General features: G+C 48.2%; 8 protein-coding genes. 1 reads left to right on the forward strand and 7 read right to left on the reverse strand.

The window, feature by feature from the left end; translation table 11 throughout:
• Positions 1–10 precede the first annotated feature (10 nt).
• Genes OI18_RS11370 through OI18_RS11400 form a run of 7 tightly spaced genes read right to left on the reverse strand, consistent with a single transcriptional unit; the run spans position 11 to position 11,006 of the window.
• Positions 11–1,516 (reverse strand): sialate O-acetylesterase, encoded by a 1,506-nt coding sequence (locus tag OI18_RS11370; protein ID WP_039139975.1) that lies wholly within the window; start codon positions 1,514–1,516, stop codon positions 11–13.
• Positions 1,440–2,699, reverse strand: a complete 1,260-nt coding sequence (locus OI18_RS11375) for an AGE family epimerase/isomerase (RefSeq protein WP_052273118.1) — start codon at positions 2,697–2,699, stop codon at positions 1,440–1,442. Before OI18_RS11375 ends, OI18_RS11370 begins: the two co-directional genes overlap by 77 nt.
• Before the next feature lie 20 nt (positions 2,700–2,719).
• Entirely contained in the window at positions 2,720–3,958 is a 1,239-nt protein-coding gene (locus tag OI18_RS11380; RefSeq protein WP_039139976.1) for an MFS transporter, read from the reverse strand.
• Positions 3,959–3,967: 9 nt separating this feature from the next.
• Complete coding sequence (locus tag OI18_RS11385) at positions 3,968–5,125, reverse strand: hypothetical protein (RefSeq protein WP_152616800.1); 1,158 nt, start codon at positions 5,123–5,125, stop codon at positions 3,968–3,970.
• Positions 5,126–5,129: 4 nt separating this feature from the next.
• Entirely contained in the window at positions 5,130–6,071 is a 942-nt protein-coding gene (locus tag OI18_RS11390) for a dihydrodipicolinate synthase family protein (protein ID WP_039139978.1), read from the reverse strand.
• A gap of 48 nt (positions 6,072–6,119) precedes the next feature.
• Entirely contained in the window at positions 6,120–7,655 is a 1,536-nt protein-coding gene (nanU, locus tag OI18_RS11395) for a SusD family outer membrane lipoprotein NanU (RefSeq protein ID WP_039139979.1), read from the reverse strand.
• An 18-nt stretch (positions 7,656–7,673) separates the two neighbouring features.
• The gene (locus OI18_RS11400; protein WP_052273120.1) at positions 7,674–11,006 is read right to left on the reverse strand and encodes a SusC/RagA family TonB-linked outer membrane protein; all 3,333 of its coding nucleotides are present in this window, start codon (positions 11,004–11,006) and stop codon (positions 7,674–7,676) included.
• Positions 11,007–11,152: 146 nt separating this feature from the next.
• Here OI18_RS11400 and OI18_RS11405 point away from each other — a divergent pair, with 146 nt between their 5' ends.
• Complete coding sequence (locus tag OI18_RS11405; RefSeq protein ID WP_039139980.1) at positions 11,153–11,860, forward strand: FadR/GntR family transcriptional regulator; 708 nt, start codon at positions 11,153–11,155, stop codon at positions 11,858–11,860.
• The last annotated feature ends 3 nt before the right edge of the window (positions 11,861–11,863 follow it).

Consider the following 11,863-nt stretch of genomic DNA (forward strand, 5'->3'; position numbering starts at 1 on the left):
AATAGTGAATTTATTGGTTGCTATTGAGGTAATCAATTTTTAGTTTGAAGGTGGAAGCAGGCAGCATTTCGTCATTGCATAAGTTAGCAGTGGTGAATGGCGACCAGCCATAACACACATATCCTGGTTTGCCGGTAAGCGGCATTTCGATCGTAGTGCCTTTGATGATGGCGGGCACATCTTTGCCTTCTACGGAAAAACCCCGGGGGAGTTGTGTATCGGTTGTGGTAAGTTGTCTACCCGCATAATTGAAAGTAATTCTAAGCATGCCATTCCGGGCTTCTGCTTTAACCGGCAGGGGACCAGAAGGAATGATATCCCTTCCATAAACATCGTGCAATGTCCATCTTGCGAGCCTTTGGCCGATATCACGTTTGTTGGTGGGATGCACGTCATTCTTAGCCCCGAGGTCTGAACTTACGGCCATCCCGACATTGGATAGCTCATTGAGCAGCAGGCGTTGTTCATTCCTGAATTCCGGCCAAAACTGCGACTGGTACTTTACTGTGTCGATTGACGAAAGCTGTACCCAATAAAAAGGCAGGTCTTGTTGCTTCCATAACTTGCGATAATCAGCGATAAGAACCGTCATCAGTTTCCTGTATTCCATTACGCGAGGAAGTTCGAGCGAATTGGATTCACCCTGGTAGAAAATAACACCCTTCACCTTATGTGATTGCAACAGTTCTATCCCGGCTTTATATGCAAAACCTGGTTTGTAGGCATGGTCAGGTCCTGAGCTATCCGAACCGTTATATTTGTCACCCAGGTTCTCCTTGCCCCTTTGCCTGGTCCACTCCGGCAGCTCATCATTTTCAAGCCAGTTGCCCCGCGTCTTTGATACAAATTCGTGTTGAAGCGATTCGTACGAGATAAATGTTTCAATGGGAGCGCCACCGATGGAGAGGTTGATGAGTCCAACAGGAATGTCCTCGCTTGCTGCAATTGCCTTGCCGAAATAATATGCCACCGCACTCATCGGGCGGACAGTATTGCTGTCGCATTGCTGCCAGGTTCCGCGGTAAAAGTCGTCTTTATTCAATCGCTTCTTAACAGAATCAGTATATAAGCTTTTATAAACGTATTTGCCTGCAAAATCAGCATTGAAGAACCGGAGCAGTGGCTGGTTGGTGAGTTGCTGTTCTTCACGGAAATGCATTTCGCGGGAGAAAGCCCATTCCATATTAGATTGCCCTGTGCAGATCCATACATCACCGATCAATACATTGTTCAATTCGATCCTTTCCCTGCCAGATGTAATGACAACCTGTTGCGGCTGCCTGTCAGCTTTCCTTTTTTTGAACAAAACATTCCAGCTTCCGTCGGGTTTTGCTGTTGTGCGTCGATGTTCCCTACCAAATGAAACATTAACACTATTACCGGGAATGCCAGTTCCACCGAAGCTGATGGCCTGGTCGCGTTGAAGCACCATGTTGTCACTAAAAAAACGATGCACCTGCAATTGTGCTTTCACCACAAGCGGGAACAAGAGTGCCAGCAATATTTTTATTCTCATGTTGTTCAAGATGATCTTTCAGGATTTGCATACAAAACCACTCCTGCCTCGGCAGGTGAAAGGGGCCTTTAAATAAATTTCCTTTTGCGCGTTGCGTAACAGAGCCGTCACGGTTCAGGTAACCAAACCATTCACCGTTTTTCATGTCGTGAAAATGGGCATAGGAATAATCATGTACCAGCTTGTGGCGTACGGCATATTTTTCATCGCCTGTAAGCAGGTAGGCAAGCAGTGTCGCAATTATCGTTTCATTATGGGGCCACCAGAATTTCATGTCGTGCCAGTATTCCTGTACAGGTTTGTTGTATACATCGCGGAAGTATAGGATACCGCCATATTGGTTGTCCCATCCCCGCTCCCACATATAATCAAGCATTTTGCAACCGATGGAAATAAGTTCCGGGTCATTGTCACGGTACCTTGCTTCTTCCAGGATAAACCAGGCGCCTTCAATCGCATGGCCAGGATTAAGCGTCCTGCCATCGATATGATCTATGATAGAACCATCGGGCGCTACCTGTTCCATTACGCAACGGATCTCATCCTTCACAAAATTGTCACGAATCTGGTGGATCCAACGCATTATCCATTCGTCGCATAATTCATCACCAATTGTTGCGCGAAGTTGTTGCGCCGTATTCATCATGATCATGGGAACACCAATTCCAATCGATGGACGGGTGTCCGTATATTTTGGATCCAGCAATCCAGGTTCGGTTGCATAGCGGATGCATTTCCTGAAGAGTTCAGTTGCCCTGCATGCTGCTTCCTTATCACCACTCGCCTTTGCATATGCGCCCATGGCAATCACGGCAAAGGTCTCGGAAAAGAAATAACGACGTTTCCGGATCGGACGACCGTCACGAGTTACGTGAAAGAACATCCTGCCATCCGTATCGAAACAATGATCAGTAAGGAACTTGTATCCAAGGCGCGCCCCTTCAAGCCACTCCGGTTTTTGTTCTACCGTATTATATAAAGTAGCCAGCAGCCAGGTTGCCCTGCCCTGGATCCATACAGCCTTGTCATCATCGATCAGGCTGCCATCTTCATCGCGCATCAGCAGGAAACCTCCGTGCTCGTGATCGAACGACCTCGGGAACCAGAATGGGATGGTATCGTTGAGCAACTGGCCTGAATAAAATTTCAGCAATGCTTCCAGTTCTTGAGTTGTATATGTCATGGTTGGAAATAAAAGGTTGGTTAATTGGTGTCTGCATATTCTTTTACAGAGGGACGGAGAAAATAGAGTTGAATGACCAGTGCGACAAGCACGATGGCAGCAAGCATGGAAAATCCTTTACCCAGTTCACCCATGTCGGTTGATTTTCCCAACAGGTTGGTGATAAATGCCCCTGAGAATACACCGGTCATATTCATGATTCCATACGCTGTGGCACGATAGCGTGGAGAAACGAACTGGCAAAGGATAGGCATATTGTTGGCATCGAACATGCCGAAGCCGATCCCGAAACAGCAGGCCGCGGTAATAATGTGAAACAGCGAATGGCCATAGCCGATCAGCACAAGGGATGGAATGGTCAGTGCTAGCCCGATAGCGCTGGTGTAGATCCGGCCACGCAGGTTCGATTGCACCCATTTGTCAGAGATTATTCCTCCTGCTATAACGCCAATGAAAGACGATGCAGCAACGGTAATGGTAGAAATCGGGCCAGCCATTGACATTTCGATTCCCAGGTTCTGGGCGAATAAAGTGGGAAGCCAGTTTTTCGTTGCCCAGCCAGGCAGACTTGGAATAGCGAAGTACAGCAGGATGATCCAGAAGTACAGGTTAGAAAAGAGGAATACGATGCCGTTGACCAGCGAGGGTTTTTCCTGGCTGATAGCCGATGCCTGTGTTGTTTCAGGCTCCTTTTTCTCTTTCAGAAAAAATACCAGCACCGCAGCATAACAGATGCCTGCCAGTCCGAATAGCTGGAAAGTATGCTGCCAGGAAAACTTATCGGCGATTGTCGCACCAAATCCTCCCAGTGCCTGGCCCATGTACAGGCCTGTCATGTGAATCCCGATCGCCAGCGATTTTGTACGGGCAGAGTGAAAATCAGCAATCAATGACAATGCCGCAGGAATGTAAATCGCCTCACTAACGCCCATGATTGCACGAAGCAAGTAGAGCGAACGGAAGCTATGAACATAGCCCATGGCAAACGTTACACCCGACCAGACGAACAGGCTGATAACGATCAGCCATTTCCTGTTCAACCGATCAGCAAGTACACCGGCCACGGGACTCATGAATCCGTAGATCCAAAGAAAGATGGCCATCAGGTATCCGAAGTTGGTGGCGGATTGCAGTTCAGCAATATCTGCCTGCATGGATGGCCTCATGGTGGCGAGCATTTGCCTGTCCAGGTAATTGAGCAAAGCCACGACCCATAACAGTGCTACCACCACCCAGGGATATCTTTTTGATTGCTGCATAACTCAGGATTATTTTTCAGTGATGGTTCCGAGGTAAATAGTTGGTGTTCTTACTCCCGCCCTTATTTCGCCACCGGGAATGATCACCTGGTTGCCTGTTAGTACTGCTGTAGTAGTTACCGGCGTCGGAAATTCGAGCGTGTCCGCACATGACCATTGCCCGGTGACGGCATCATAGATCTTCACCTGCCTGTTAAAGCCAGGATGGGTGGATTGCAACCTGTTTTTTTCAATGGCAAGCGATTCCCGCCTGGCCGAATCCGTTTCTTTAGTGATGGCAATAATCAGTTTTTCAGTCTTTGCGAAAGTATTTCCCTGGTCGCCGCCAAACAAAAACAGATAGCGTTCATTGATAACAGTACCGCAGCCGGCAGCCAATGCCTCCGGCATGTCGGATTTCTTTGACCACTTTCCTTTGACGGGGTCATAACTGATCAACGATTGATAAAAAGTACTCGTATTTCCCGCGTTACGTTTCCGGCCACCAGCAACAAAGAAGCAAAGCCTGCCATTTTCACGGACCATGCCACTGACTGCGTGTGACACTTCATAGGGAAGTGGCGCTTCCTGTTTCCAGCCGGCAGCCGGATTATTAAGGTCGAGCATGAGCAACCTGGCAGATACGGAAGTTGGCGTTTCACCCCCGGCCAGGTAAACCCGGGAACCTGTGCAACTGATGGCAGCATTGGCTAATGCTTCCGGCAATTGGGGTAGCTTACTGGTAAGCAATGAATCACCTGCCTTGTCCCATTTAACCAGCCAAACGTCTTTACTCAGGCCTTCGCCGGTTTCACCGCCGGCATAAATAATTCCGCCTGGTGTCGAACATGAAGCGCCATACGCTAGTGCGACCGGGAGCACGCCTTTCTTATGTAATACAAAACCTTCACCGCGTTTTGCATAAACGTAATAGTCCGCATGGTAAGCCTTCTTCCCTCCTTCCCATGGCATGCCAGCGGGAAAATTGGCCCCGCCGGCGATCACCAGGTGATCATTGTGCATACCAGACAAAGCGCCTGCCAGTCCAACCGCAACAGCATCACCTGCTGCCGGAGGCAGACCGGGCCCTTCCTTCCATTCAACAGCAGGCATCTTTTCACTACTGCCGCACATCTCCAGTTGCGAAGTCATTGAGATCATCATCATAAGTATCAGTATTCGTTGCATGGTATCATGCGTTTACCAGGGATGCCGGTTTGGAACAGTAGTCTTTGAAGCCAAGACTGGTTACATCCTTTTTGAAATTTTCAAATTCGGCGTCGCTCATATTTTTTACAGGAAGCCGGAATTTTCCGCAATCCAGGTTCACCAGTTTCATATATGCCTTCCCGGTTGCGATTCCGCCATATTTTCCCAACAGCCTGATCATATCGATCGCCTGTTGCTGTAATGTACGCGCCTGTGGCTGGTCGTTGGACTGATAAGCCGCGATGAGCCGGTTATACAAAGGCGCAGCATAATTGAAGGTGCTGCCGACAGCACCTCTTGTTCCCAGCGACAATGCCGCGAGCATATTTTCATCGCGTCCCCAAAGCATGTCGTACCGGCCATTTTCAAAATTCATACACGACAGGAAATCCATGAAGTCTTCGTGCGTGTATTTGATGCCTGCAAAGTTTTCCAACCTGCCATGCAAAGTCTTTAGCAGGTCGATCATTGGGAATCCAACACCTGTAAGGACGGGAATATGATAGTAATAGAATGGCATGTCCGGCACTTTCGACGCAACTTCAATACAACAAGCTGCAAGCATTTCAACCGATGCAGGTTTGAAATAAAATGGCGCGGTCATGGATACACCATAAAGTCCAACCGACCTTGCATGCACCGCCAGTTCACAGCAATCAGTAATGCTTGTGCCACCAACAAGTGTCATCACCTTAAACGCTTTGTCATGCCTGCTGCATTCAGCCCAGGCTTCTGCGACCTGCTTTTTTTCTTCGGTTGACAAAGACGCACCTTCGCCGGTTGAACCGCAGATGAAGGCTCCCTTGACGCCGTTTAATTTCAGTAGTTTATAGTAGTCGGGTATAACGCCGAGATTAAGGCTTCCATCAGGATGCATAGGCGTGAATGGTGCAGCTATCAATCCTTCCAGGTGTTGAAATTCCATTTGATCGTGAATTAGTATAGTAAAATAAATGGGGTACGGAAATAGTAATCAGAATAAAGGATACCCGGGCGTTTGTTTGAGTTCCCTGTTATTGGTAAGAGTGTTTCTATCAACGGGCCAGAGTAATTTGTACGACTCGGATGCAGGTACGGTTGTATTCGCATATACAAAATTGTCACCCATTCTTCTCAGGTCATGCCATCTCTTCCCTTCGAATACAAATTCGAAAAACCGTTCTTCCAGGATCGCTTCCAAAGGGTTTGCATCAATTGCCTTGTTGGGAAATCCATGCAGGTTCACATTGTAATTTACGCCGTATGCACGTTGCCTGACCTGGTTGATTTCAGCCGAAGGATCCTCGCCGAGTAACACTTTTGCTTCAGCAAGCAACAGTAAGAGATCCGCGTAACGATAAACCGGGAAGTCATTTGTGTATGCACGTGAGCCTGCATTCTGTTCGCCTTCAAATTTCTTAACGAATGCACCTGCGATCTGGTAAGTACCTGCAGCTGTTTTGTTATAGGCCGGCTGGATACTCGCCCACTTCCTTGTGTCCAGGTCATTGAAGCGCCTGAAAGTGGCGATCTTGATCGGGGCACGGAGAAGACCGTTCCAGTTGTCTGTGGTTGACGTGAATTTGCGGTTGCCTACAGAATCGTAATATGATGCCAGCAGTGAGGACTGTGGCAGGAACGTTCCTGAGATTGGCAGGGTGGCTTCATCCAGTTTGTTCCTAGCTGCAAAGATCATTTCGAGGTTGTCCTTGTTGCCGGATGTGAATACATTGCTGTAAACAGGTAGTAGACCTAAGGCCGCGTTAGACTGGATTTCAATAAGCGCATTTTTTGCAGTCGTGGCATCAGCAACCCCTCCACTCCTGTGGGCAGTCCACAGGCTCAGTTCTGCTTTCAGCATAAGTGTCGCGGGCTTTGACCAGAAGGCCTTGCTCCTGTTCCGGAAGCTATAATCAATTCCGAAGGCTGATTCCGATTTTGCAAGATCATCTTTCACCAGCTGCAAAACTTCCGCTTCAGGTGAGGCTGCTTTTGCAAGATTGGAAATATCGAAAGATGTGGAAGGCGTTGTCTGGATGATCACACTTCCCCATGAACGCAGCATCTGGAAATAATAGAATGCCCTCAGGCCGTGTGCCTGTCCCAGGAAATAATTCTTATCGGTCTCAGAAACGATATTAGTAGTGTTCAGTTTATCGATGAGCAGGTTAATCTGGTTGATATTGAAATAGAACCCGCCATAGTTGCTTACACCCGGGGCATCCATATCGAGATTGTTCAGCCAAAGCCTTTCCACACCTTGTGTTGCTTCACCGGTAAACACCGAGCTGGAACCCGGGTCCGTACCGAAGATATCTGCCCGCATTTCGCCGAGATAAATAAAAGACGTGGTTCCACTACGGAATGAGGCATGGATCCCGTTTACAAAGGCCTGGACCTGTTCCGGCGACTGCCAGTAACCAGATTCACCGATGGAACTGATGGGAGCAAGATCCAGTTTTTTGCTGCATGCACCTAAAGACGCGGCGAGCCAGCAACCTGCTACTATATTTAATATTCTGTTGTTCATTATAACTGAGTTTGTTTGTTAGAAAGTAACCTGTGCACCGAATACAAAAGTTTTAGGTGTAGGATATGTGCCGGTATACACCCCGGAGATCCTGCCATTGCTGATCGGTGGTTCAGGTGTAGGGCCAGTGAAATCCGTGACGTAGAAAAGGTTGTTACCGCTTACGAATAACCTTGCCTGTGACAGCACTTTGGTCCTGCCGAGCAATTGGCGCGGGAAATCATAAGAAAGCGTGATCTCCCTGCAGGCCAGGTAATCGCCTTTTTCGTAGAACCGGGAGTTATTACTGTTGAGGTTTGCATTCGCATTATTACTACGCGTGTAGTTCTTTTTCCCGAGTGGTGCAGAAACCTGGTCTGCATAATATACTTTCGGAATGTCCGTATCGGTGTTTTCGGGTGACCAGGCAGATTTCTGCAGGTCGAAATAATTGAACGTACCCTGGTAGTTGCCGAGCGTTCTTGCTACGAGGTCATTGTAGATGGTATGACCAAGTGCAAACTCGAAACGTGAGTAAAGCGAAAATCCTTTATATGAAACATTCGCAGTAAAACCACCGGTCCATTTTGGATTAATGTTGCCGATATACACCTGGTCCCTTGAATCGATGGTATCATTCCTGTCCACATCCATCCAGTTCACATCACCGGGGGTGATCTTTCCGGTACCATGCGTGCTGTTGGGGCCACTGATATTTGCTACCATGTCAACGCGGGAAGAAGCGAACTTGGCTATGTCTTCTTCGTTTTTAAAGATGCCAACCTGTTTGTAAGCATAGATGGCTCCTATCGGTTGTCCTTCCTGTAATCCACCAACCCATTCCACCCTGCCGGTTTTAGGGTCGTACACCTGAAGGCCGCCCTGGCGGTTATTCTGCTGGCCATTGTAAGGAAGCTCAAGGATCCTGTTCTTCACGAAGGAAGCATTTGCGCCAAGGTCCAGTTTAACACCATTCTGGTTATTCAATACATTGGCGGTTACAGTAACCTCATAACCCTTGTTCTGCAGCGTGCCGAGGTTTGTTTTAAATGTATTGAAACCGGTATAACCAGGAAGTGCAAGGTCAGTCAGGAGGTCAGAGTTTTTCCTGTCGTAATAATCGAACATGATGGTGATCCTGTTCTGAAGGAATGCCAGGTCGAGGCCAAGATCAATGGTCTTGCTTTTTTCCCAACGGAGGTCACCGTTAATCGGCGAAGTGTAAGAGATCGCGCCTGCACCGTTGTATAGACCGGGTGAGCTGTAGATCCCCTGTACATCATACCTGCCGATCACAGACACGTTCCCGTTCTCTCCATAGCTGAACCTGGGTTTGAAAGTGGTGATGACCCGGTCCAGTCCAAGGTTCTCAAAGAATTTTTCGCGGTGAAGGTTCCAGCCGGCTGACATGCCCGGGAAGAAACCGGCCCGGTTTTCTTTGGCCAGGCTGGAAACTGCATCCTGCCGGAAAACCAGTGACAACAGGTATTTCTGTGCATAGTCATAATTGAGGCGACCGAACGCAGAGATGATCCTGTATTCAGATTTATAACTGAAGTTATTATTCGGATTGTATGGATTGGTTGAGGTGTTAGGTGCAAAAACCGTTGACGCATTTACTGTAGTGATGTCGTCAGTAGGCGCCTTTGTTCCCATCACTTGCATATTTCTTTCGTTGGTTCCGAAATATTCTGTTCCAGCCATTACACTGATGTTGTGATCATCGCCGATGGTCTTCGTGTAATTGGCAATTGCATTATACTGTTGCTGGAAATCGCGGAACATATTTGAATAAGCCGGCCTGCTAACATCATTGAATGATGGCTGGGTGGCAGAAAAAATATTGATATAGGTCTGGTTCGCCCTGGAGAATGACTCGTTTAACTCTTCTGCCATATAAGCATTGGCGCTTGCTTTAATGAAAAGACCGGGCAAAAGGTCCCACTTCACCGATGCGTTGGCGGTAACCCTGTTGACCTGGTTGTTCCGGTCAACTTTTCCCAGCCAGTAAAGCGGGTTTCCATCGCTTGAGCTTAGACCCGGGTTGGGTTGGGTTTTCGCCGCATCGAGCCAGGGGTTGAAGGTCGGCCAGATTGCCATGCTGCGGTACAAAGTGTTCACTTCAGACCCGTTGACGCCGAGGCGTGACGAAGTGGACAGGATAACACCTGTGCTGAGTTCAATATTCGGTTTGATCTTATAGGAACCATTCAGTGTTCCTGAGTAACGCTTATAGCTTGATCCCACGATCACTCCATCTTCCTTATAGTAATCGAAGCTGGCGAAGTATTTTCCTTTTTCATTTCCGCCGGAAACATTGATGTAATGATCCTGGGTGAAGGTGTTCCGGAAAACAATGTCTTCGACCTCGCCACCATGGTCTTTGAAGATGATGGTGCCGCCATAAGGATCTCCAATGGTATCCCAACCTTGTGACAACAGGTGGCCATTGGTTGCAGCATCATACCTGCGGATATCGAAGGAGGATAAATTGGCGGAATCAGTATTCAATCCATATCCCCTGGAGGAGTTAACCTGGGCAAGTGTTCTGCCTGAATTGAAGTTGCCAAGACGGTTGTAATAAATATAGTCTTTGGCGCCCAAGTAATCGTAGCCGTCACGACGCTGGTTGTAGCCGCCGGTGAATTTGTAGGACACCTGTGCATTGCCGGACTTACCCTGTTTCGTCGTGATCAGGATAACACCGTTGTTTGCCCTGGCGCCATAGATCGCCGTGGCGGAAGCGTCTTTCAGGATCTCCATTGATGCGATATCTTCTGCTACGATATCGTTGAGGGAACGGATGATACCGTCAACTACTACGAGCGGAGCACCGGGACTATTAATATTCGCTCCACCCCTTAAGAGAATGTAGGGTGATGCGCCTGGCTGCCCGGATGAATTCACCACCTGAACACCTGAGACGGTTCCCTGCAGGGCTGTTCCCACGTTGGCCCGGGGGGCGGTTGCCAATACATCCTTGTCAAGTTTGGCAATGGAGCTGGTTACATTCTTCCTTGACTGCGTACCATAACCGACAACGACAACTTCGTCCATTTTTTTCTCGGAGCGCAGAAGAACCACGGTAATGTTCACTGCTTCGCCGACGGTGACAGTTTTAGATTCAAATCCGAGGTAACTGAAAACAAGCTGGTCCGGCGCCGAGGCATGGATGGTAAAAGTTCCATCCTGGGCGGTCTGGGTACCGGCATTTTTTCCCTTCACGGACACTGAAACCCCGGCAAGGGGTGAGTTGTCCGTTCCGTTGGTCACGGTCCCGGTAATCGGGCGGACCTGGGCCCTGGTACCTGACCAGGCAAGCAGGCCGGCAAGACAAATAACTAGTTGCAGGCAAGAAATCAAGTTTCGCATAACAGTTTAATTGAGGTATTATGTATGACATAATAAAAGTACAACCTAGAAGGATTCAACCAAAATTAATTTTTGAACTTGCCCGATTTCCTGATTTCGCGATTAAATAGTAGTTTTACAGAAGAATAAGTAATACATAATATTGTATGGGAATCAACGATTTAATGGAGGATTTCAAAGCGGTGGATACCAGTTCCCTGGTGGATAAAGTGGAGGCAAAGCTGGTTCACCTGCTCCAGCAGCAGAAGCTCTCGGTGGGTGATCCCATTCCCAAAGAGGTAGAACTGGCCGATACACTTGGGGTGAGCCGGACCGTGATCAGGGAGGCTTTACTGCGCCTGCGGGTAATGGGACTGATTGAATCCAGGAAGAAAAAGGGTGCAGTAATTACCAGCCCGGATATTTTCGGGATTATTGGCAAGAGTATGAATCCGCACATTCTTGACCAGGAAACCCTGAAAGGAATGTTTGAGCTGCGACTGGTGCTGGAGATCGGGATGGCTGATTTTATCTTCCAGCGGATCACACCTGAGGACCTGGAAGAACTTAAGCAGATCGTCAACAACGAACCGGATTCCACGCAGGATCACCTGTTCAATATAGAACACGAGATCGCCTTTCACGGAAAGTTATACGAGATTACAGGCAACGAGACATTGAAGAAATTCCAGAAAATGCTCTTGCCTGTTTTTGATTATGTACACCACAGCGGCCTGCTTAAAAAGCCGGTCAATAAAAAACGATTCGTATCGCACAAGGGGCTTGTAGACATCATCGAAAACGGTTCACCGGAAATGTTCCGCAACGCCATGCGCAATCACCTCGAAAATCATTTCGCGCGGCTGTTTGATTGAAAC

This window comes from Flavihumibacter solisilvae (assembly GCF_000814475.1).
Lineage (GTDB): Bacteria > Bacteroidota > Bacteroidia > Chitinophagales > Chitinophagaceae > Flavihumibacter > Flavihumibacter solisilvae.

What these genes read in the sequence shown, in the direction of transcription:
- OI18_RS11370 (WP_039139975.1), bottom strand. Translation starts at nt 1,516, where the DNA reads ATGAGAATAAAAATATTGCTGGCACTCTTGTTCCCGCTTGTGGTGAAA.
- OI18_RS11375 (WP_052273118.1), bottom strand. Translation starts at nt 2,699, where the DNA reads ATGACATATACAACTCAAGAACTGGAAGCATTGCTGAAATTTTATTCA.
- OI18_RS11380 (WP_039139976.1), bottom strand. Translation starts at nt 3,958, where the DNA reads ATGCAGCAATCAAAAAGATATCCCTGGGTGGTGGTAGCACTGTTATGG.
- OI18_RS11385 (WP_152616800.1), bottom strand. Translation starts at nt 5,125, where the DNA reads ATGCAACGAATACTGATACTTATGATGATGATCTCAATGACTTCGCAA.
- OI18_RS11390 (WP_039139978.1), bottom strand. Translation starts at nt 6,071, where the DNA reads ATGGAATTTCAACACCTGGAAGGATTGATAGCTGCACCATTCACGCCT.
- nanU (WP_039139979.1), bottom strand. Translation starts at nt 7,655, where the DNA reads ATGAACAACAGAATATTAAATATAGTAGCAGGTTGCTGGCTCGCCGCG.
- OI18_RS11400 (WP_052273120.1), bottom strand. Translation starts at nt 11,006, where the DNA reads ATGCGAAACTTGATTTCTTGCCTGCAACTAGTTATTTGTCTTGCCGGC.
- OI18_RS11405 (WP_039139980.1), top strand. Translation starts at nt 11,153, where the DNA reads ATGGGAATCAACGATTTAATGGAGGATTTCAAAGCGGTGGATACCAGT.